Genomic DNA, 22,296 nt, shown 5'->3' on the forward strand with positions numbered 1-22,296 from the left:
ATTCCCGACCATCAATGCTCCGGGCTGATCAGTTCCAATTCATTCAAAAACGACGCACCCAGCTCAGAGCCGGCCCGGACTGTCGCCGACCGGCCTTCGTCCTGGTGCTCAAGGCGAATTTCGAGATCCGGCTCGGGCAACAGCCCCTCGCCGCGCTCCGGCCATTCAATCAGGCAGATACTGCTGCCATCGAAATAGTCGCGGATTCCCATATATTCCAGCTCTTCCGGGTCCCCCAGCCTGTACAGGTCAAAATGATACGCGGGCGGGACCAGGTGTTCGTATGGCTCAACCAGTGTGTAGGTCGGGCTCTTTACAGCACCCTCGTGCCCGAGAGCACGTATAAGGCCACGGCTGAGTGTGGTTTTCCCCATCCCCAGGTCGCCTTCAAGAAACACAACCAGCCCCCGGCCTGAGGCTTTTGCCAGGCGAGCCAGCTCACCCCCCAGCTGTTCAGTTTCGGCTTCTCCATCCAGAAACAGTCTGCGCTCGTTCCCGAAAATGCTCATTCCTTCTCCTCTCTGCAGTATCCGGGCGTTTCTGATTCCCGCAGAACCTGTGGCAGCGCTTCAATCACATCGGTGGGTAACAGCCCCATATATCCACGACTGGCTGAGGCCCTGTGTGCCGCTTCAAAATGTACACTGGCAGCGACTGTGGCGACCTGTGCGGGCAACTCGGGCTGCTGGGCGTACAAGGCACCCACAATGCCCGATAACACATCACCCATACCGCCAGTGGCCATACCCGGGTGACAGCCTCCGGCAATACTCACCGGCCCCGTGTCGGAGGCAATCACTGTGCCCGCACCTTTAAGCACAGCCACGCCACCGTATTGCGACTGCAGTTTTCTGGCCGCGGCCACACGGTCTTTTTCCACCGCCGGCACCTGGCAGCTTAAAAGCCGTGCAGCCTCGCCCGGATGCGGCGTCAGTATCTGATTGTCCAGAGGAGCGGCAACCCGGGCTGCAAGCAGGTTAAGCGCATCCGCATCCAGCACCCGGGGGGTGCTGCTCGCCATGACCTGCTGCAGCATTTGCTGACCCCAGGCGCTCTGCCCCAGCCCCGGCCCGCACACCACAACGGTTGCGGCCGCCAACATCTCCGCCAGTTCCGATCCATGATCCAGGCCACGGACCATAACCGACGGACACCGTGCCAGCGCCGCAGAAACATGCGCCGGACGAGTTGCCAGAGACACAAGTCCGGCTCCGGCACGCGCTGCCGCTTCTGCAGCCAACACCCCGGCCCCACCAAAGCCATGGTCTCCGGCAACAATCAAAACGTGACCGAACCGCCCTTTGTGGGCATGGCCCGGGCGGGCAGGCAACCAGCTGCGAACCGAGGGCCAGCGTCGCAATATAGCCGTCGGCTCTTCACCGCTTGCGGCCACGCCAGCCTCTGCATTCAGGGCCTCAAACACCACATCTCCCGAGACCGCGGCGCCCTGCCCGGTGTACAGGCCGGTTTTCTGGCCGATAAACGTTACTGTTGCAGACGCCTGTACCACCTCACCCCGGGCCACACCTGTGGTGGCATCAAGCCCGGATGGCATGTCCACTGCCAGGACAGGAAGCCCGGAGCGATTACAACGCCTGATCAGATCTGCAAATGGCTCCCTGGGCGCACCTGCCACACCGGTTCCCAGCATGGCATCCACAACCAGGCCGGCTCCCGCAAACCACGCCTCCAGGTCTGCCTCACCGGTGCCTGCCAGCTCCTGCACGTCGACACCGTCGGCTACGGCCTTCTGCCAGGCTTTACGGGCATCACCACTGAGCTTTTCAACCGGGGCGACGGCTACGCAGCGCACCGCCAGCCCATGGCGTACAGCACTCGCCGCTACCAGGTAGCCATCACCACCGTTATTGCCGGCCCCGCACAGAACCAGCAAGGGTTCCGTTCCGGGCCAGCGTGCAACCAGCTGGCGAAACGCTGCCCTTGCGGCAGCCTGCATCAGGTCAAAGCCCTCAACACCCTGCTGCCCGATGATGTATTGATCTATACGACGCACAGCATCGGCGCTAAACAGCAAATCTGTTAAACTTTGCTCAGCGTGCTCTGGCATGAGCCTTCGCTCCCGTCACAGAAACCGGTTTAAGAAAATTGGCCAGCTACATGTAAAGCATAGCAAAACCGGGGAAAAGGTCATAACTTAATCAAATTAAATATCTGTTTCCTATGAGCACAACGGCAACTGACACAACCCATTCTCCTGAACTGGCTGATTTGCCTTCACTTATCCGTCAGTGGGCCCGTGAGCTCGGTTTTTCCGATGCGGGCATCACTACGGCGGACACAGGTGAACACGCGCAGCATCTTCAGGACTGGCTGGCTAAAGGCTATCAGGGCGAGATGGAGTATATGGGGCACCATGGCGACAAGCGCTACACTCCCACATCTCTGGTGCCAGGGACCACCCGGGTTATCTCTGTGCGCATGGATTACATGCCTGCCCCGGACAACCCGAAAGAAGCGCTCACCAACCGGGAAAACGCCTATATTACGCGCTATGCGCTGGGCCGTGACTATCACAAGCTGATGCGGAAGCGGCTGGCAACTCTGGCAAAATGGATTGATGACGCGGTCAGTGGCTATGATTACCGGGCGTTTGTCGACAGCGCCCCGGTGCTGGAAAGAGCCCTGGCCCAAAGAGCAGGCCTGGGCTGGATCGGCAAAAACAATATGCTGATTCATCCGAAAGCCGGCTCCTTCTTTTTTCTGGGGGAAATTTTCACCAGCGCCCCGCTGCCCACTGACCCTGCGTTTGAATCCGATCACTGCGGCAGTTGCTCGGCGTGTCTGGAGCTGTGCCCCACGGACGCGTTTGTGGGGCCCCACAAACTGGATGCCCGGCGCTGTATCAGTTATCTCACCATTGAGCTGAAAGGCAGTATTCCGGAGGAGTTGCGCCCGCTGATGGGCAACCGGGTGTTTGGCTGCGATGACTGTCAGCTGGTGTGCCCCTGGCAGAAGTTCCAGAAACCTACTCAGGAAAAGGATTTTCAGCCCCGGCACGGCCTGGACAACAGTTCGCTGGCTGAGCTGTTTTTATGGTCGGAGGAGCAGTTTCTCAAGCGCACGGAGGGCTCTGCCATCCGCCGTACCGGCTATGAGGGCTGGCTGCGCAATCTGGCGGTTGGCCTGGGGAATGCACCTTCGACCATTCCCGTGATTGAAGCTCTGAAACAGCGCGCGGATTACCCTTCGGAGTTGGTCCGCGAGCATGTTCAGTGGGCTTTGGCGCAGCACGGTTTATAGCCGGAAGAAGTGCTCCCGGTAGTGCCGCAGTTCGTTGATTGAGTCGCGAATGTCGTCCAGTGCCAGGTGGCTGCCTTTCTTTTTCACGCCTTCCAGTACATCCGGGCGCCAGCGTCGGGCCAGTTCTTTGACTGTGGATACATCAAGGTTACGGTAATGAAAGAAGTCTTCCAGGGCGGGCATGTATTTCACCAGGAAGCGGCGGTCCTGGCCGATGCTGTTGCCACACAGGGGGGATTTGCCGGGCTCCAGGTGTTCTTTGAGGAAGGCGAGGGTTTGCTGTTCGGCTTCGGCTTCGGTGGTTTTGCTGTCGCGGACACGTTGGGTCAGACCGCTTTCGCCGTGGGTGCGGGTGCACCATTCGTCCATGGCGTCGAGCAGGCTGTCTGGCTGGTGGATGGCGATGACGGGGCCTTCTGCAATCAGGTTGAGTTCGGAGTCGGTGATGATGGTGGCCATTTCGATGATGCGTTCTGTTTCCGGATCCAGGCCGGTCATTTCCAGGTCAATCCAGACCAGGTGGGTGTCTGCTGACATTCTTGTTTCCTCTCAGTTCTTTAATATTGGAGTAGGTGCAGTGACCACTTGCCTACCGGGAACCGCTACGGGCACATCCATGTGCGCTTGTCGGTGGCCATCCGTGGCCACCAGCATTCCCGGTAGGCAAGCGGCCACTGCACCCCATAATTCGCGGAGACCTTTTAAAAAGCATCAGATTAAAGCGGCGTAAAACGTATTGCCGTATGATGTCACAGTGACAATACTACTTACATCCGTGTTAACAGAGACTCTATGGCAAAACGGCGACTGAACAAGCAGCAACAATTCCGGATCAGGAAGGTTCAGGAGGAGCGGGCAGCCCGGGCGGCTCGCAAGGAGAAGAAGGTTCAGGCGCAGGCTGAGGCGGGTGAGCTGGGGCCGGAGCAGGAGGGGCTGGTGATTGCTCATTATGGGCAGCAGCTTGATGTGGAAGCTCTGGAAGGCGAGCACGAGGGTGAGGTGGTGCGCTGTTTTGTCCGGGCGAATATTGACAGTCTGGTTACGGGTGACCGGGTTGTCTGGCGGCCGGGGAAGAGTGAGACCGGGGTGGTTGTGGCCCGCGGTGAGCGGGAGAATGTGTTGAAGCGTCCGGATAATTTTGGGGCGCTGAAACCGGTGGCGGCCAATATTGATCATATTATTCTGGTGATCGCTCCGGAGCCGGAGCCTCATGACAACCTGATTGACCGGTATCTGGTGGCCGCTGAGAACACCGGTATTCCTGTTGTGATTCTGCTGAACAAGTCGGATTTGCTTACGGAGCGTAACCGGGCGTCTGTTGAGGCGTTGCTAGGTCGCTATTCGGCGCTGGGTTATAACGTGGTGCGTACCTCTGCGGTGCAGTTTTCCGGCGCGCCCTCACCGGAGGTTGAGGCCCTGGTGAAGGGCAAGACCAGCGCTTTTGTGGGGCAATCGGGGGTGGGCAAGTCGTCGATTATTCAGACGCTCATGCCGGATGAGGCTATTCGTGTGGGGGCGGTGTCAGAGAGTACCGGTAAGGGTGTTCACACAACGACGACGGCCAGGCTTTTTCATTTACCTATGGGAGGGGATCTGATTGATTCGCCGGGTATACGGGAGTTTGGCCTCTGGCATATGACCCCTCAGGAAATCGAATACGGTTTCCGCGAGATTCGGAAGGTTATTGGCTACTGCAAGTTCCGCAATTGCCGGCATATGGGCGACCCCGGCTGTGCCATTGATGCAGCGGTTGCTGAAGGCAGCCTCAGCCCTGAGCGGCGGCAGAGTTTTCACCGCATTCTTCAGGACATGGCTGAGCAGCAGGCCCGGGGGTTAAAAGGCCAGTGAAGGCGGAGGCCTGCGGCTAGTCGTCTGCTTCTTCGGGGCTGTTGTCTTCTTGCGTTTGCCAGTCGCCGCTTTCCAGGTTTTCCATGGCACTCTTCTGCTCTTCCTCCGTGGGCAGGGTAACGTCAATCAGGGGAACATCCGGGGCGCCGGCAGTGTCGTGGATACCGCCCACTGCTTTTTTATTGAGTACGATAATGGATATGCGGCGATTAACAGGGGCCGTAGGTTCTTCCTTGTTGTACAGGACAGAGTCGCTCAGCCCTACCACCTGCGCCACCTGATCTGCCCGGACTCCGCCGGCCACCAGTGCCCTGCGGGCGGTGTTGGCACGATCCGCTGAAAGTTCCCAGTTCGTGTACCCCGGCTGGCCGCCAAACGGGGTCGCATCTGTGTGGCCGGTGATGCTGATTTTATTCTCGACTGTACCCAGAGTTTTCGCCAGTTCAAACAACACATCCTGGGAGTAGTACTTCAACTCTGCTTTTCCGATATCGAACATGGGCCGGCCGGTGCGGTCGACGATCTGCACTCTCAGCCCTTCGTCGGTTATATCGATCAGCAACTGGTCCTTGAACTCCTGCAGCGTTTCATTTTCTTCAATGCGTTGCTTCAGCTTTTCAAACAAGTCTTCCATGCGCCGCTGTTCAAGTGTGGTGGATAGCGAGTCCACCATACTGTCGGTTATAGCCAGGTCGCTGGACTCTACATCCATGCTGGCCTCATTGATAACGGATGCACTGCCCTCAAGGTCCACGGGGTTGGGCGAACCTCCATCCGTAAAACCAACCGGGTCCCGGAAGTAGCCCTCCACCGCTTTTTTCTGCTCAGGGGTGGCGGTTGCGGTCAGCCAGAGCACCAGAAAAAAGGCCATCATGGCCGTCGCAAAGTCGGCGAATGCCACTTTCCACGAGCCGCCGTGGCTGCTGGCAACCACAACCTTTTTACGCTTTATGATGATCGGCGTTTGTTCCAAAAAGTGCTCCGGGTTCAGTGTCTGTTATTTGGCGCGCACGTGATCATTCAGTTCCTGAAAGCCTGGCCGTTTGTCTGTCGGCAAGGCTTTACGGCCGAACTCAACCGCCATCTGCGGGGCCTGGCCAGAGGCCATGGCGACAACGGCGGAGCGAACGCACTCATACGCTTTGAGCTCATATCGGGCAGCGTGTTCCATCGCAGCAGAAACCGGCCCCACGAACCCATACCCCGACCAGATACCAATAAACGTGCCCACCAGCGCGGCGGCAACACTGAGACCGATACGCTCTGGCCCCTCACTGAGAAAGTTCATGGTGATTACAATACCCAGCACAGCAGCCACGATACCAAGCCCCGGCAAAGCATCGGCTACTTTGTTCACAGCGTGGGCGGGCTCTTCAAGTTCCTGCTGTCGGCTGTCAATTTCGTTTTCCATCATGCCTTCAAGCTCGTGAGTTGCCATATTGCCGGCACTGATAATTCGAAGATAGTCGGTTATAAACGCGAGCAACTCCTGCGATTTCATCACCGCAGGGTAGCGGGTGAAGATTTCACTGGATTCCGGGTTGTCTATATCCTCTTCAATCGCCATCACTCCCTGTTTACGAGACTTATCAAAAATCTCGTACATCAGGCTGAGCAAGTCCATATAATAGGCTTTATTGAAAGGTGACCCGGTTAACAACCGCAGCATGCCAGCGAACACTTCTCTGACGGTATGCCCGGGATTTGCAATAATAAAAGAGCCGATTGCAGCACCAAAGATAATCAGCAGTTCAGTGGGCTGCCACAGCACCATGAGGTTGCCGCCATGGAGGGTGTAACCGCCCAGGACACTGGCAATAACGATGACCGAACCGAGAATTAATAGCATGAAAAAAACAGGGGCCTTTTACAACAGGGTTTAGTGATAGCCTCAACAAAGACAATCTACCGAATGGATGATAACAAGAGAGGAAGGACTGTGCGACGCCAGCGCCGCACGGGGAACTCCCGACATCCACACCCCTGAACAACTATTTGGTAAACTTCGCGCCTTTGAGTGCATAGGATCTCTTTAAATGTTCAATAAGCTGTTCGTCCTGAGCCAGTACCTGACGCCGCAACTTGCGATTTCGCGCCTTGCCGGCCGCCTGGCAGACCATGACCGCGCCCCGGCACTCAGGAACCGGGTTATCCAATGGTTCATCAGGCGCTACGGCGTTGATATGAGCGAAGCTGCGGAGCCGGATCCAACAACTTACACCAGCTTCAATGCGTTTTTTACCCGGGCGCTGAAGCCCGGAGCCCGTCCTGTAGCCCCGGGCGAAAGTACCTTTGTAAGCCCGGCAGACGGCGTGATCAGCCAGCTGGGCGAGGTGGCCGGCAACCGGATCTTTCAGGCCAAGGGCCAGTCGTTCAATCTGGTGGAGCTTCTGGGCGGGGATTCACAGCGAGCCAAGCCGTTTCATGCAGGTAAGTTTTCTACAATCTACCTGTCCCCAAAGGACTACCACCGGGTCCACATGCCCCTGGCCGGCACGCTCCGGGAAATGATCTATGTGCCCGGCAATCTGTTTTCAGTAAACCCTGTCACGGCGGAAAACGTACCTAACCTTTTTGCCCGCAATGAGCGGGTAGTGTGTATCTTTGATACGGCTGCCGGCCCCATGGCGATGGTGCTTGTGGGAGCCATGGTTGTGGGCAGCGTTGAGACCACCTGGGGCGGCGTGGTTGCCCCTGGTGCCGGGGGTGTAGAAACACACACCTACGAGGGCAGGCGTGCTGTCTCATTTGCCAAAGGCGAGGAAATGGGGCGCTTTCGGCTGGGCTCTACGGTGGTGCTGGTCATGCCCGACGGCACTGTCAGCTGGGATGCGGGTCAGGTTGCGGGAAAGCGGGTTCGTATGGGCGAGGCGTTTGGGAAAACAGCCACTGCAGCGCCTTCAGGCCCGCTCTAACGGAAAGGCCAGTACGTCTGCAATATTCCGTGTACCCACTTTCAGCATCAGCAGTCGGTCCAGCCCCAGAGCCACACCAGCGCAATCTGGCAAACCATGCTCTAAAGCCGCCAAAAAAGCCTCATCAACGCCCATCTCAGGCTTTCCGGCGGCTTTTCGCAGGCGGTTGTCCGCTTCAAAGCGGGCCCGTTGTTCGTCTGCACGGGTGAGTTCCCAGTAGCCATTGCAAAGCTCCAGCCCGTCTATGTAAAGCTCGAAGCGGTGCGCTACGTCGAAACCGTCAACGCGGGAAGTTCTGGCCAGAGATGCCTGCGAGGCCGGGTACTGGTTGATGAACTCCGGCACGTCCGTGCCCAGGTTAGGTTCAACGGCAAAGCTCATCAGCAGATCAAGACAGCCGTCGCGGCTGAGATCTTCCAGCTGCCGGGGGTCCAGCCATTGCCGGCAGCGCCGGCGCAGGTCGTGATCGGAAACTGTAAACGGATCTATGTCTGCCCAGTCAATCATGGCCTGGCGGTAACTGGTTACGCCCGGCCGGGCACACTCAAGCCAGCCACACACAAGCTCCCCGACCTCCTCCATAAGAGCCACATCGTCAAAGCCTGTGCGGTACCACTCGAGCATGGAAAACTCGGGGTTGTGCCGACTGCCACGCTCGCCGTTGCGAAAAACCTTGAGGATCTGATAGATGGAACCGGAACCGGCAGCCAGCAGGCGCTTCATGTGGTATTCCGGAGAGGTCTGCAACCAGCCGCCCTCCACACCCTGTGCGCTTATATCTGCAGCAATACCGTCGAGGTTGGGCTCGGTTACACCACAACGCCCCAGTACCGGCGTTTCCACCTCAAGCACGTTGCGCTGTTCAAAAAAGCCGCGCACAAACGCTGATTGCTGTGCGCGGCTTTTCAGCGCGGCCCGGGTAGCGCTGGGCCGCCAGTCAAGCTGTGAGGTCATTTCAGGCTCAGCTGCTTTTTACCCGGCCTACATACTCGCCGGAGCGGGTATCCACCTTGAGTACTTCGCCAACAGTGATAAACAGGGGCACGTTGACAACCGCACCGGTTGAAAGCGTGGCAGGTTTGGAACCACCCTGGGCCGTATCACCCTTCATACCCGGGTCAGTTTCAACCACTTCGAGCTCTACAAAGTTTGGTGGCGTCACTGACAAGGGCGCATCGTTATAAAGTGTTACTGTGTAAACATCCTGCTCTTTCAGCCACTTGAGCGCATCGCCTACGGCCTTCGAGTCCGCGGCATATTGCTCAAAGGATCCGTCGGTCAGCATGAAGTGCCAGAATTCCCCGTCGGTGTAGAGGTACTCCATGTCATGATCCATTACATCCGCTGCTTCGAGACTTTCGCCGGATTTGAAGGTACGCTCCCACACCCGGTTAGTCATCAGGTTGCGCAGCTTGACCCGGTTGAAGGCCTGGCCTTTTCCGGGTTTAACAAGTTCGTTCTCAAGAATGATGCAGGGGTCGTTATCCAGTAATACTTTAAGACCGCCACGAAATTCGTTGGTAGAATATGAAGCCATTAAATGTTCACCTGCCAAAATGCTGTTTAATATTCTGAGGCCGCTATGATACAGCGAACCCCCGTCTCTATAGAAGCCCGGCTTACAGACGCCGGAAACCGCAGCTGGCAAGAGCTGCTTTCCAGCTCTGTCACCTCGCCACGGGAATTGCTGGCGCGCCTGGACCTGCCCGCCGACAAATGGCTGGCCGGTGCCGAAGCCGGACATCGCTTGTTTGAAGTCAGGGTACCCGAGCCCTTTCTGGCCCGGATGGAAAAAGGCAACCCGCATGACCCTCTGCTGCGACAAGTGTTGCCACTGATCCCGGAGACCTTTCAAAGTGAAGGGTTCGTTAAAGACCCCTTACAGGAAGACAGCGCTATTCAGACCACAGGCCTGATCCGGAAATACCACAGCCGGGCTCTGCTGATGGTCACCGGCCAGTGCGCGATCAACTGCCGCTACTGCTTTCGGCGTCACTTTCCCTATGAGGAGCAACGCCTGAGTCCGGCCGACCGACAGCGGGTGCTGGAAACTCTCGAAGCAAGTCCGGAAGTTAACGAAGTGATATTCAGTGGTGGCGACCCTTTGGCGGTTAATGACCGCTTATTGTCACAGTGGGCCTCGGATATCAGCAGCATCCCCCACATTCGTCGCATCCGCCTGCACACGCGCCTGCCTGTGGTTATCCCCCAGCGCATCTGCGACTCTCTGCTTGAGTGGATCAGTTCCACGCCGGTTCAGGTGGTGATGGTACTGCACATCAACCATCCGAGGGAAATTGATGAGACAACCCGCCAGGCTCTGGACGCCTTGCGTGCGGCGGGCGTCACCCTGCTGAACCAGAGTGTTATTTTGCGGGGGGTTAATGATAATGCGGATATACTGGAAGATCTGAGTGAGGCATTGTTTGCGGCAGGCGTCCTGCCCTACTACCTTCACGCGTTTGACCAGGTGGCCGGAGCCCAGCATTTTGACGTGCCCGATAACGAAGCCCGGGTACTGGCCCGCGAGCTACTGTCCCGACTGCCCGGCTTCCTTGTTCCAAGGCTGGTTCGCGAGGTCCCGGGGAAGACCTCAAAAACACCGATAGACTTGTTCACAAACAACCTCTGATAACGAGTAGCGATAAATATGCAACCGACGCAACATGTCAAACATTGTCAAGTTATCTGCCCCTCACTTTCCTGTAGCAATTTGCTCTTTTACACTGCAATGTGACGCAGTTCGTAAAAATTTGTATTTTCAGTATTTTCTCTGACCAGAAAACTTCGTACTGGTATTGGCATACATTATGAGTGGCAAAACCGTAAAGCCTGACCTTCGGGTTCCCGAGCAGAAAATCGCAAGTCTGTCGTTCTGCGATACAGCGCCGAAGGCTTTCCGTGCCTGGGTAAAACAGCTGCCCATGGCCAACACCGGAGAGACCTCTCGCCAGCTTTACCACGCGATCATTGAGCTCAATCAGCTGTTTGTGGCGCCCAAACAACGGCTGCGCTTTCTGGAACTGGTCCGGGAAGAAATTCACTTTGTCTGCCGTGAGCTGTCAAAGCATTATCTGGGGCTTGCCGCCGCCCTGCCCGAGAAACAGCGCAAGATTGCCAACCTGGCCCAGGCACTTCAGCTGCACCTCGCCAATGGGTACAAGCTATGCGTCCTGGACGCCCTGGAACACGGTGGAGCTGACAAAAACCGTAAACTCGTTGCCAAGTCCCTTCACCGGGCAACATCGGAGCTGAGTTCAACCATTCTGCGCTCGTATCAGCTCTATTGTCCGGCGCCGGCAAACAGCTGGCTTGAATGTCATCGCATGTTCCGGTTTGCATGCAACAACAAGCTCTCCGGAGCTGCAATTGCTGACAGCACCAGGGAGCACAATCAGATCAGCACCCTGGCAGATAACTACAAACGTCTTTTGCTCCTCGGCTGCGCCCGCCCCAACCAGCTCCGCCAATCCGAGCTTACGCAGGCATACAGCCTGTTTGCCAGCTGGGCAGAACACACACTCTGTGGCTCTGCTGATGATGAGAACAGTCTGTTTATTATAAACCCTGAACGGGACGGCGCCCCGGTTTACCGAAGCCTCCTAAAGCACCCGGCAGGGATCGACAATCTTGGTTTTGAAACCAGAGAGCTGGCCACCCGGGTTTCTGACAGCCTTGAGGCCAGGCACCGCAGACAATCGGCACCCAACGCCCTGGAAATACCGGCAAGCGTCAGTGACACCCTGCTCGGCCACCTGAGCCAGGCTTTGGGGACAATCGCCGAACGAAACCACAACCGGGTTGCGCGCGAAGGTACGCTGGAAATCTGTGTCGGACTGACGGCAACCCATTATTTTGTTGCGGGTGAAAAATCATTTACCGAGTTTGTGACCGGCCATGAAAGCAACCCGGAGGAGGATGAGAACCTGTTTGTCCGGGCTTCACGCAAGCGGGAAGATGCCTGGGCCGGAGCCCATGACGCAGCCCCCAGTGGCGAGCACCTCTACGCGGCCGATACACCCATCAACTACCACGGCGGCTTCGGAAACACCTCGGCTTCAGCCAATGACAAAAACCGGCCCAGATCACATTCTGCCTCATTGGTGAACACCAGCCCTGGCGGCTATTGCGTCTCCTGGGAGGCCGGGGTTCCACCTGCCATGGAAGCCGGGGAAATACTCGGCGTGCGGGAGAACCCGTCGCTTCCCTGGAGCGTGGCCGTCGTGCGCTGGATTCGCCAGGCCAGAAATCGCGGCACCCGTATTGGTATTGAGTTGCTGGCCCCCAATGTGTCGCCCTGCGGTATCCGCCTTCTTCAGTCATCGGGCAACAACAGTGAGTACCTGCGTGGCCTGCTGCTGCCCGGGAGCGACGCCAGCCACCAGCCTGCCACTGTCATTACCCCCCGGCTACCCTTCCGGCTTGGCAGCCGTGTCTCTGTTCTGTACGACGGTCTGGAAGAGCAGGGCCAACTGACTCATCTTTCACTGTCCACTGGCAGTATCAGCCAGTTTGAACTGAAGCTGCAGACCCCCAAAGCTCCGGCATCTTCAGGCACTCGCAGGTCACCACTGGCAGAAACCAGCGATGAAGACTTTGACTCTCTGTGGCCCTCGCTCTGAAGGCCACAGTTGTGTGAAGCAACCGGACACAGCAAAACTTGTCATTGAGACGCAACCCCTGCATCATCCCTTCTAATTGACAGCCCGGTCTCGCAGTCCCCGTTCACAGTTTCCAGCAAGACACTGCACCAGGACAGAACACTTTTCTGTCGTGGCCGGCTCAGCCAACCCGTATGATGAGACGCCGTAGGAATGCAGAAACAGAACGACACCATACACCTCCTGATTCTCGACCCCTCACAAAATGATGCCCAGTCCCTGATCAGTCTGTTGCGCAACGCAGGCCATGCCACCCGGACCCACCGCATCACCTCGGAAGAAGACCTTGAGGAGGCTCTGAAAACCAGTAACTGGGACCTGCTCCTGGCCCGGGATGTAGAACAGGAATTCACAGCAGACAGTGCGCTGGCCATGCTCAAGCGTATGGACAAGGACATCCCCTGCCTGTTTCTGACGAATGAGGACGACCGGGAGAGGACGGTCACCGTAATGAAAGCTGGTGCTCAGGGTGCGGTGACATTTGGCGACAATGACCTGCTGCTCCTGAAAATCCGGCGTGAGCTTGAGGCACTTGAAGACCGCCGTCGACGCCGGACCCTGGAATCACACCTGCATGAAGCTGAACAGAGATGCCAGCTTCTTCTGGAAAGCTCTAAAGATGCCATAGCCTATATCAATGACGGCATGCATATTTATGCCAACCAGTCGTATATGGAGTTTCTGGGTTACGACGACATTGACGATCTCACCAGCACGCCTGTCCTGGACACGCTGACAGGCAGCAGCCAGGAAGACTATAAGACTTTCATGAAGGCGTTTGCAGACCATGGCAGGGATGGCATGACCCTTAACTGCACAGCCAGACGCAGTGATGACCACGAACTGGCCGTTACCATGTCAGTCTCAGCAGCAACCTATGACGGTGAAGCCTGCACGCAGATCGTACTGCAGCCTGAGCACAGCGACACAGAACTGGAAGCGAAGCTGCGCGAGATTCGCAGTCAGGATCTTCTGACCGGCCTCTACAACCGACAGTACCTGATGCAGGAGCTGGAAAAGGTTATTGCAACAGCAGGCAAACACAGCGAAACCGGGGCCCTGGCCTATATAGCGATCGATAACTTTACGGCCATGAAAGCCAGGGTCGGGATTTCCGGGGCCGACCTGCTGTTAGGCGACCTGGCCAACCTTCTGAAAAACGAAGCCGGTGATGACCTGATGCTGGCCCGCATGAGCGATGATGCCTTCTGCTTTTTGTGCCTCCCCTGCGATGAAAAGTCCCTGGCCAGCCGGTGTGAGCAGATGTGCAAAGCCGTGGAAGAGCATTTGTTCGACATCAACGGCCGGACAGTGCCACTGACAGTCAGTGTTGGTATCGCCTCTATTACCGAAAACTCCCCCAAAGCAGAAGATTTGCTGGCCCGAGCACATATTGCCTCGTCAGAAGTACGCAGCGATGAGGGGAAGGCTCAGGGTAATGGCATCCGCATTTACAACCCGGCAGAGCATGAAGCCATGGATGACAGCAACTCCGCTGAAGTTATCATGAAAGCACTGGAAGATGACCGCTTCCGCCTGCTTTTCCAGCCTGTTATTAACCTGCGTGGGGGTGGTGAAGAGCATTACGAGGTTTATGTGAGGATGCTTGGCGAAAACGGTAAAGAAATATCCCCATACGACATTTTACCGCCAATGGGCCCGAGCGCCACTGCCATCAAGATCGACCGCTGGGTCTTTACACAGGCCATCAGACAGTTGTCGGATCACCGTGGAGGCGATGGCGACACCCGCATTTTCCTCAACGTGACAGCCGAGACCCTGCAGGATGAAACCTTCATGCCCTGGTTAAGCACCACCCTGAAAGCTGCCCGGCTACCCGGCGACGCCCTGGTTTTTCAGATCCGGGAAGGGGATGCAAACATGCACATGAAGCAGGCCAAAGAGTTCTCCAGAGCCCTGCACGAACTTCACTGCAGAGTATCCATCGGACAGTTTGCCAGTACTCTGGACCCCTTCAGTACTCTGAAACACATTGATACAGACTTTGTAAAAATGGACAGTTCCTTTACCGAGGAAATCCAGAAGAGCGATGAAGCCAGGGAGCAGCTCAAAGAAATAATCAAAAGCCTGCAAAATGCCGGCAAACTGACCATCATGCCGAGGGTCGAGAGTGCCAGCGTTCTTGCTACCCTCTGGCAGGCAGGGGTGAACTACATTCAGGGGTACTATCTGCAGGCGCCGGCCCCGGAGATGGGTTACGACTTTGGCGACAGCTGAGTTTCGCTGTCCCGGAAACCGATCAGATAGAGGATTGCATCCAGGCCAAGCGTGGAGATCGAATGGCGGGCGGATTCCTTGACCAGAGGCTTGGCCCGGAACGCAACCCCCAGGCCGGCCTGGCTCAGCATGGGCAGGTCGTTGGCGCCATCACCGACGGCAATCACCTGCTCCCGGGCAATGTGTTCCTTGCCGGCAATCTCCACCAACAGTTCTGCCTTGCGCTTGCCATCAACAATCTGCCCGGCCACTTCGCCCGTCACCTTGCCATCATGAATTTCCAGCTCGTTCGCATACACGTAATCAATACCCAGCCGGCTCTGTAAATGCCGGGCAAAATAGGTGAAGCCGCCGGAAAGAATGGCTGTGCGATACCCCAGGGTTTTAAGACTCCGGATCAGGTGTTCCGCCCCCTCCGTCAACTTCAGGCGCTCGGCAATACGTTCCAGCACCGACTCATCCAGACCTTTCAGCAGCGCCAGGCGCTCGGCAAAACTCTCACTAAAGTCCAGCTCACCCTGCATCGCCCGCTCAGTGATCTCCGCCACCTGAGCACCAACCCCCGCCTCATGGGCAAGTTCGTCAATGACTTCGGCTTCTATCAGGGTAGAGTCCATATCAAACACCACCAGCCGGCGATTGCGGCGGAAGATCGAGTCTTCCTGGAAGGCTATGTCCACATTCATTTCGCCGGCAATGTGGAGAAAGTCAGCCCGCAGTTGCTCAGGGTCCAGGGGCCGCCCCCGTACTGAAAACTCAACACAGGCGATCCCGTTATCCCCTTCATTGAGCGAAGGCCGGGCAGAAAGTCTGGAGATATTATCGATATTCAGCCCATGACGGGCGGTGATCGCAGACACCCGCGCAATCTGTTCTGCCTTGATGTCTCTGGACAGCAACGTGACGATGTAACGGGCCCGGTTGCGGCCTTCGGCCCAGGACTGATATTCCTCAATTGTGATAGGCGCAAACCGCACCTGAAGGTCCAGGGCATGCAGACGAAACAGCAGGTCCCGGATAACCGGCGAGGACTTTGACGCATCCGGAATCTCGATCAGAATCCCCCAGGTCAGATGGTCGTGGATCACGGCCTGACCTATGTCCAGAATCCGAACGTCGTACTGCCCCATAATGCCGGTAATTTCCGATGTCAGTCCGGGCTTGTCGCGCCCGGACACATTTACCATAACCAGTTCACTCACGGTCGGACATCTCCATTTTCGGATCTTTCCTCTTCTTCTGCCCGGGCAGCAGAAGGGATCACCTCAATTGAATCAACACGCTGTAACCCACGGGGCAGTTTATGCCCACGCCGGCCGCGCTCTCCAAGATAATGTTCCAGATCAGCAAACTGCAGCCCCATCTTGCGCTTACCGGCATGGACCTCCAGCTGATCGTCCTCAGCGAACACCGCCGCTGCTACCACATACTCTTCACGGCTCTGTACCCGTGCCGCGGGTATACTGATAATTTTATTTCCCTTGCCCCTGGCCAGTTCCGGCAGTTCACTGAGCGGGAATACAAGCATTCTGCCCTCGTTGGAGACAGCGCTCAGATACAGTTTTTTCCCGGTAACAGGAATGACGATCGGGGGCATGATTTTCGCGCCTTTGGGCACAGTGACCACCGCTTTGCCGTTCCGGTTCTTACTGATCATATCGCTCAGCGATGTTACAAACCCATAACCGCCATCGGTCACCAGCAACACCTTCCGGGCCGGATCCCCCATCAGAAGACCCGAGAAGCTGGCCCCCGACGGCGGGTTTATACGGCCCGTCAGGGGTTCGCCCTGCCCCCGCGCCGAGGGCAGGCTGTGAGCCATTAACGCATAGGCACGGCCGGTTGAATCCAGGAAAACCGCCTGTTGATTGTTGCGGCCCCGCGCCGCCAGGGAAAACCTGTCACCGGCTTTGTAGCTCAACCCTGCCGGGTCTATATCATGACCTTTCGCCGAACGCACCCAGCCTTTATCCGACAAAACAACCGTAACCGGCTCATTGGACACCAGATCATTCTCACTGAATGCCCGGGCCTCCTCACGCTCAACAATCGGAGAGCAGCGATCGTCTCCGTATTCTTCTGCATCCGCCAGCAGCTCGCTTTTTATCAGTTCACGCAGGCGCTCTTCAGAGCCCAGGATCGCCTGGAGTTCGTCCCTTTCCGCACCCAGTTCATCCTGCTCGCCCCGGATTTTCATTTCTTCGAGTCTGGCCAGGTGCCGCAGTTTCAACTCGAGAATGGATTCCGCCTGATCCGGCGACAGGCCAAACTTTTCCATCAGGACCGGCTTGGGCTTGTCTTCGGTACGAATGATATGAATAACGTCATCAATGTTCAGGTAGGCAATCAACAGGCCTTCCAAAATATGGAGCCTTGCCAGCACCTTATCAAGACGGGTCTGCAGTCGGCGGGTCACCGTGGTGCGCCGGAACGCAAGCCACTCAGTCAGTATCTGATGCAGCCCTTTCACCCCCGGGCGGCCATCGTTGCCAATCATGTTGATATTCACCCGATAGGTTTTCTCAAGGTCTGTACTGGCAAACAGGTGCGCCATGAGACCATCAAGGTCGACACGATTAGAGCGGGGTACGATCACCAGCCGGGTGGGGTTCTCATGGTCCGACTCATCACGCAGGTCGGCGACCATCGGCAGTTTCCGGGTTTGCATCTGTTGGGCAATCTGCTCGAGAACCCGGTTGCCGGACACCTGGTGAGGGAGGTCTGTTACCACAATTTCACCGCTTTCCCGCTCCCAGCGGGCACGCATACGCAGCGAACCCCGCCCGGTCTTATACATCTGGCGCAGATCCTTGCGAGGTGTGATGATCTCGGCATGGGTCGGAAAGTCCGGGCCTTTAACATCTTCACACAGCTGGTCCACCGTGGCTTCAGGGTTATCAAGCAACCTTACGCATGCAGCTGTGACCTCGCGCGCATTGTGGGGCGGAATATCCGTCGCCATGCCTACAGCAATACCGGTGGTGCCGTTAAGCAGCACATGGGGCAGCCTTGCCGGCAGGACCGCGGGCTCTTCCATCGTGCCGTCAAAGTTGGGAACCCAGTCTACTGTGCCCTGACCAAGCTCTGTCAGCAGTACTTCGGAGAACCGGGCCAGCCGGGACTCGGTATAGCGCATGGCGGCAAAGGATTTGGGGTCATCCGGCGCACCCCAGTTTCCCTGCCCGTCCACAAGCGGGTAGCGATAAGAAAACGGCTGAGCCATAAGCACCATGGCCTCGTAACACGCACTGTCGCCGTGAGGGTGAAATTTACCGAGGACATCCCCCACGGTCCGGGCCGACTTCTTGTATTTGGACGTGGACTTGAGGCCCAGTTCCGACATGGCGTAAATGATGCGCCGCTGAACCGGCTTCAGCCCGTCCCCGACATTGGGAAGTGCGCGATCAAGGATGACGTACATGGAGTAGTCAAGATAGGCTTTTTCCGTGTAGTCCTTGAGTGATACGCGCTCAAAGCCTTCATCCGTTGTCTGAAACTCTGGCATGGATGCCTCTTTTTACCTGTATAAACTTATTTGGGAGAAGCCCGTGATGCTACCTTCTGCATCCTGAATAATCACGGGAAACCGATGCAGCAGGACATTATATGAAGCACTGGGACGATACACCAACAAGCTACAGATTTATCAGATAAAACAGCATTTGCCCGGCGGAAAGAGCCAATTCCAATAGCGGAATTCCCGCATGGAGAGATGGTAAGGTGCGCCGTATGCTCAATTCAGTCATGAAAAGAAGACTGTCTTCCCCTCAATCAAGCGGAACACTATGAAACCCAACCTTAAAGCCTGCGGGCAAGCCATGGTTACGGCTATGGTGAATGCGGCTCTGGCCGTCGCGCTGATGCTTTTAGTGGAGTTTGCAATCAGTGGTAGCTTTCAGATACCTGCGCCCTACCTGTGGGCGGGTCTTTTGATAGGACTGGTTATTTTTGCCGCCCAGTTCTGGCGCCGACTCCGGCTTTGTCGCTGCACTGAGCGGCAGGAAGCGACACGCTCACAGCATAAGCTGCATACCGACGCGTAGTTTTCAATTACCTTTCTTTTATCGCTGACTTTCCTGAATCAGCTTCCGGGGGCGCCCCGGAAGCTGTGGCGGTAGTGCCAGACAGACTTACTGGCGAATACCCTCTACAGAAATGATGATTTCAACGGTTTCCATGTTCTCATCGATGATTGTCGGAAACCCGAAGTCTTCCAGGTGCAGCTCTGTTTCAGCTTCAAAGCCCATCCGGTAGCCGCCCCAGGGGTCCTGGCCGTGGCCCAGCATTTCCACATCCAGAGTGACCTCACGGGTAACACCGCGCAGGGTGAAATCGCCTACAATGTCGGCTTCGCCTTCCTCATCAACTTCCACCCGCTTGCTCTGGAATGTTGCTTCCGGAAACTCGCTGACATGGAGAAAGTCCTTGCTGCGAAGGTGCTTGTCACGCTCACCATGGTTAGAGTCGAGGCTGGCGGTATCAATCGTTACGTTTACCGAACTGTTTTCCGGATTTTCCGCATCGTAGACAAACTCACCGTCGAAATCGTTAAAGCGCCCATAGAGCCAGCTATACCCCAGGTGTGAGACCTTGAAGGTGATGAACTGGTGCGCATCCGTTACATCAAATGCGTAGGTGCCACTGTGTTCATTCGCCTGAACACCGCCCGTAAGGGCCAGGGAAACAGCAGATGCAAGCAGTAGTTTTTTCATAACATTCTCCGAATCATTAAATTGAAACGCTCTGAAGCAGAGCCTTTGTCTCTTACTCACTTGTCCTTACGTGCCGGGGACAACATCCGGCGTAATGTCTCGTCACGATCAACAAAATGGTGTTTCAAAGCACCGGCTGCGTGCACAGCCACCAGCCCCATAAGCGCCCAGGTGCTCCAGTAATGCACCAGACCGGCTGTGTCTTCCAGTCCCTGGACCCGACCGGTCAGGGACGGCACTTCAAACCAGCCAAACACGCTCACTGAGGAACCATCTGCGGTCGAAATCAGATAGCCGCTTACCAGTGCCACAAACACCAGAATGTAAAGCAGGCCGTGGGCGGCATGGGCGCTCAGGGTTTCCCAGCGTTTGTGAGTGGCAACCGGATCTGGCGTCCTGGTCAGAAAACGCCAGAGCAGGCGCAACAGCATCAATGCAAATAACAACACGCCTATACTGCGGTGAATGTCGGGCGCACGCCGGTACCAGTCATCGTAGTAGGTCAGGTCGACCATCCAGAACCCCAGGGCAAACAGCCCCAGAACCGCGACTGCGACAACCCAGTGAACCACAATAGCCAGCCACCCGTAGCGGGCAGGCGAATTCCTTATTTGCATTGCAGGCAAGGCCCCTTATCCCTGTGAATTTGAAAACACAGTATAGTAAGCGGCTTTTTGGATAGAAACCGGAATGTTTTGGGGCCCATCATCAAAAAAACTGATGAAGCAATCCGCTATTAAACGGTCACATCAGCCAGGTTGCCATACGCTTCCAGCCAGGACCTCCGGTCCGATGCCCGCTTCTTGCCCAGAAGCATGTCCATAGAGCTGTCTGTGTCGTCCTCTGCCTCTATGGTGAGCATCACCAGTCGGCGGGTATCCGGAGCCATGGTGGTTTCACGAAGCTGAAGCGGATTCATTTCCCCCAGGCCTTTGAAACGGGTGACGGACACCTTGCCCCGGCGCTTCTCTGCTTCCAGACGATCCAGTATGCCCTGCTTTTCCTGCTCATCCAGTGCATAGAAGGTTTCCTTACCCAGGTCCACACGGTAGAGCGGCGGCATGGCAACAAACACGTGGCCTGCGGCGACCAGTGGTCGGAAGTGTTTTAAAAACAGAGCGCATAGCAGGGTCGCAATGTGCAGTCCGTCGGAGTCTGCATCCGCGAGAATACAGATCTTGTTATACCGCAGGCCCTCGAGCTTGTCTGATCCCGGATCCACGCCTATAGCGACGGCAATGTCGTGAATTTCCTGGGAGCTGAGAACCTCCCCCGGATCCACTTCCCATGTGTTGAGAATTTTCCCCCGCAAGGGCATGACAGCCTGGAACTCACGGTCACGGGCCTGTTTGGCAGACCCCCCGGCGGAGTCACCCTCCACCAGAAACAGTTCTGAGCGGGCGGCATCCGCCCCCGAGCAGTCAGCCAGCTTGCCCGGTAAGGCCGGGCCGGAGGTGACCCGCTTACGGGCAACTTTGCGGCTGGCTTTCAGCCGGCGCTGGGCATTGCTGATGAACAGCTCCGCCAGAGCCTCGGCCACGTCTGTATGCTGGTTCAGCCATAGACTGAAAGCATCCTTGACCACTCCGGAAATAAAGCCGGCGGCCTCCCGTGACGACAGGCGCTCTTTGGTTTGCCCGGAGAACTGCGGCTCCTGCATTTTGAATGACAGCACGTACGCGGCCCTTTCCCAGATATCGTCCGGAGACAGCTTGACCCCTCGCGGCAGCAGATTACGGTATTCGCAAAACTCGCGCATGGCTTCCAGCAGCCCGGTCCGCAGCCCGTTGACATGGGTACCTCCCTGGATGGTGGGAATCAGGTTCACATAGCTTTCCATCACCCCTTCGCCACCTTCGGGGAGCCACTGGATAGCCCAGTCAACCGCCTCCTGATTACCGGAAAAGCTGCCGGTAAAAGGTTCCCGGGGAAGCACTTCAAGATCAGCGAGGGCGTTACGCAGATAATCTTCCAGACCATCCTGGTAAAACCATTCGTCTTTCTCGCGGTTTTTTTCCTGCAGAAAGGTGACCGTAAGCCCGGGACAGAGCACGGCCTTGGCACGCAGGTTGTGTCGCAGACGGCTGACAGAAAACCCCGGGCTGTCGAAATACCGGGTGTCCGGCGTAAACTTGATATGGGTTCCGGTATTGCGCTTACCCACCGTATCAACCACGCTCAGGTCCGTGACCTTGTCGCCATTGGCAAACGTCATCCGGTGAAGCTGGCCATCGCGCTTTATGTTGACTTCAAGGTGTGTGGACAACGCGTTGACCACAGACACACCCACACCGTGCAACCCGCCCGAGAAGCTGTAACTCCCCTGGGAGAATTTGCCCCCGGCATGCAACCGGGTAAAGATCAGCTCGACGCCCGGCAACCCTTCTTCTTTATGCACGTCTACCGGCATTCCCCGGCCATCGTCTTCCACGCTCAGGGATCCGTCTGTATGCAACACTACATCAATGCGGCGGGCATGGCCTGCAATGGCCTCATCAACACTGTTGTCTATTACTTCCTGAGCCAGGTGATTCGGGCGGCTGGTGTCTGTGTACATCCCCGGGCGCTTGCGCACCGGGTCCAGGCCGCTCAGAACTTCAATAGCATCGGCATTGTATTGTTGCTGGCTCATAGGTTGGGCAGGACTCCGAAGAAAGAAAA

At 56.8% G+C, this 22,296-nt stretch carries 19 protein-coding genes; 7 read left to right on the forward strand and 12 right to left on the reverse strand.

What is annotated here, in order from left to right; translation table 11 throughout:
• Window positions 1–11 precede the first annotated feature (11 nt).
• Window positions 12–509 (reverse strand): tRNA (adenosine(37)-N6)-threonylcarbamoyltransferase complex ATPase subunit type 1 TsaE, encoded by a 498-nt coding sequence (tsaE, locus tag FFI95_RS13605; RefSeq protein WP_144823411.1) that lies wholly within the window; start codon window positions 507–509, stop codon window positions 12–14.
• Window positions 506–2,068 (reverse strand): NAD(P)H-hydrate dehydratase, encoded by a 1,563-nt coding sequence (locus FFI95_RS13610; protein ID WP_144823413.1) that lies wholly within the window; start codon window positions 2,066–2,068, stop codon window positions 506–508. The genes tsaE and FFI95_RS13610 overlap by 4 nt, the downstream gene beginning before the upstream one ends.
• Window positions 2,069–2,181: 113 nt before the next feature.
• Between FFI95_RS13610 and queG the strand changes: the two genes are divergently transcribed.
• Window positions 2,182–3,261, forward strand: a complete 1,080-nt coding sequence (queG, locus tag FFI95_RS13615; RefSeq protein ID WP_144823414.1) for a tRNA epoxyqueuosine(34) reductase QueG — start codon at window positions 2,182–2,184, stop codon at window positions 3,259–3,261.
• Here the strand turns inward: queG and orn are convergent.
• A complete protein-coding gene (gene orn, locus FFI95_RS13620) occupies window positions 3,256–3,798 on the reverse strand; it encodes an oligoribonuclease (RefSeq protein WP_144823416.1) in 543 nt (180 codons plus the stop codon). The genes queG and orn overlap by 6 nt on opposite strands.
• Before the next feature lie 255 nt (window positions 3,799–4,053).
• Here orn and rsgA point away from each other — a divergent pair, with 255 nt between their 5' ends.
• On the forward strand, window positions 4,054–5,109 hold the full coding sequence (rsgA, locus tag FFI95_RS13625; RefSeq protein ID WP_144823418.1) for a small ribosomal subunit biogenesis GTPase RsgA: 1,056 nt from the start codon (window positions 4,054–4,056) through the stop codon (window positions 5,107–5,109).
• 16 nt (window positions 5,110–5,125) lie between these two features.
• On the opposite strand, the gene motB is transcribed toward rsgA, so the two are convergent.
• On the reverse strand, window positions 5,126–6,082 hold the full coding sequence (gene motB, locus FFI95_RS13630) for a flagellar motor protein MotB (protein ID WP_144823419.1): 957 nt from the start codon (window positions 6,080–6,082) through the stop codon (window positions 5,126–5,128).
• A gap of 24 nt (window positions 6,083–6,106) precedes the next feature.
• A complete protein-coding gene (motA, locus tag FFI95_RS13635) occupies window positions 6,107–6,958 on the reverse strand; it encodes a flagellar motor stator protein MotA (protein WP_144823421.1) in 852 nt (283 codons plus the stop codon).
• 187 nt (window positions 6,959–7,145) lie between these two features.
• Between motA and asd the strand changes: the two genes are divergently transcribed.
• Window positions 7,146–8,024 (forward strand): archaetidylserine decarboxylase, encoded by an 879-nt coding sequence (asd, locus tag FFI95_RS13640; protein ID WP_144823423.1) that lies wholly within the window; start codon window positions 7,146–7,148, stop codon window positions 8,022–8,024.
• Here asd and epmA read toward each other — a convergent pair.
• The gene (gene epmA, locus FFI95_RS13645; protein ID WP_144823425.1) at window positions 8,010–8,978 is read right to left on the reverse strand and encodes an EF-P lysine aminoacylase EpmA; all 969 of its coding nucleotides are present in this window, start codon (window positions 8,976–8,978) and stop codon (window positions 8,010–8,012) included. The genes asd and epmA overlap by 15 nt on opposite strands.
• 7 nt (window positions 8,979–8,985) lie before the next feature.
• Window positions 8,986–9,561 (reverse strand): elongation factor P, encoded by a 576-nt coding sequence (gene efp, locus FFI95_RS13650; protein ID WP_144823426.1) that lies wholly within the window; start codon window positions 9,559–9,561, stop codon window positions 8,986–8,988.
• 45 nt (window positions 9,562–9,606) lie between these two features.
• Between efp and epmB the strand changes: the two genes are divergently transcribed.
• From epmB to FFI95_RS13665, 3 genes are all read left to right on the forward strand, one after another.
• A complete protein-coding gene (epmB, locus tag FFI95_RS13655; protein ID WP_144823428.1) occupies window positions 9,607–10,656 on the forward strand; it encodes an EF-P beta-lysylation protein EpmB in 1,050 nt (349 codons plus the stop codon).
• Window positions 10,657–10,834: 178 nt separating this feature from the next.
• Entirely contained in the window at window positions 10,835–12,646 is a 1,812-nt protein-coding gene (locus tag FFI95_RS13660; protein ID WP_144823430.1) for a GTPase, read from the forward strand.
• 192 nt (window positions 12,647–12,838) lie between these two features.
• Complete coding sequence (locus tag FFI95_RS13665; RefSeq protein WP_144823432.1) at window positions 12,839–14,923, forward strand: EAL domain-containing response regulator; 2,085 nt, start codon at window positions 12,839–12,841, stop codon at window positions 14,921–14,923.
• On the opposite strand, the gene serB is transcribed toward FFI95_RS13665, so the two are convergent.
• Both serB and parC read right to left on the reverse strand, forming a co-directional pair.
• Complete coding sequence (gene serB, locus FFI95_RS13670; RefSeq protein ID WP_144823434.1) at window positions 14,902–16,125, reverse strand: phosphoserine phosphatase SerB; 1,224 nt, start codon at window positions 16,123–16,125, stop codon at window positions 14,902–14,904. The two genes, FFI95_RS13665 and serB, sit on opposite strands and share 22 nt — an antisense overlap.
• On the reverse strand, window positions 16,122–18,428 hold the full coding sequence (parC, locus tag FFI95_RS13675) for a DNA topoisomerase IV subunit A (RefSeq protein ID WP_144823435.1): 2,307 nt from the start codon (window positions 18,426–18,428) through the stop codon (window positions 16,122–16,124). The genes serB and parC overlap by 4 nt, the downstream gene beginning before the upstream one ends.
• A gap of 280 nt (window positions 18,429–18,708) precedes the next feature.
• Here parC and FFI95_RS13680 point away from each other — a divergent pair, with 280 nt between their 5' ends.
• Window positions 18,709–18,966: a hypothetical protein gene (locus FFI95_RS13680; RefSeq protein WP_144823437.1), complete on the forward strand. Its 258-nt coding sequence runs from the start codon at window positions 18,709–18,711 to the stop codon at window positions 18,964–18,966.
• Between the two features lie 87 nt (window positions 18,967–19,053).
• Here FFI95_RS13680 and FFI95_RS13685 read toward each other — a convergent pair whose 3' ends face one another.
• From FFI95_RS13685 to parE, 3 genes are all read right to left on the reverse strand, one after another.
• Window positions 19,054–19,635, reverse strand: coding sequence for a YceI family protein (locus FFI95_RS13685; RefSeq protein WP_144823439.1), 582 nt, complete (start codon window positions 19,633–19,635; stop codon window positions 19,054–19,056).
• 56 nt (window positions 19,636–19,691) lie between these two features.
• A complete protein-coding gene (locus FFI95_RS13690) occupies window positions 19,692–20,252 on the reverse strand; it encodes a cytochrome b (RefSeq protein WP_144823441.1) in 561 nt (186 codons plus the stop codon).
• Window positions 20,253–20,371: 119 nt separating this feature from the next.
• Window positions 20,372–22,267, reverse strand: a complete 1,896-nt coding sequence (gene parE / locus FFI95_RS13695; protein WP_144823442.1) for a DNA topoisomerase IV subunit B — start codon at window positions 22,265–22,267, stop codon at window positions 20,372–20,374.
• Window positions 22,268–22,296 lie beyond the last annotated feature (29 nt).

Source organism: Marinobacter piscis, assembly GCF_007671655.1.
Classification (GTDB): domain Bacteria; phylum Pseudomonadota; class Gammaproteobacteria; order Pseudomonadales; family Oleiphilaceae; genus Marinobacter; species Marinobacter piscensis.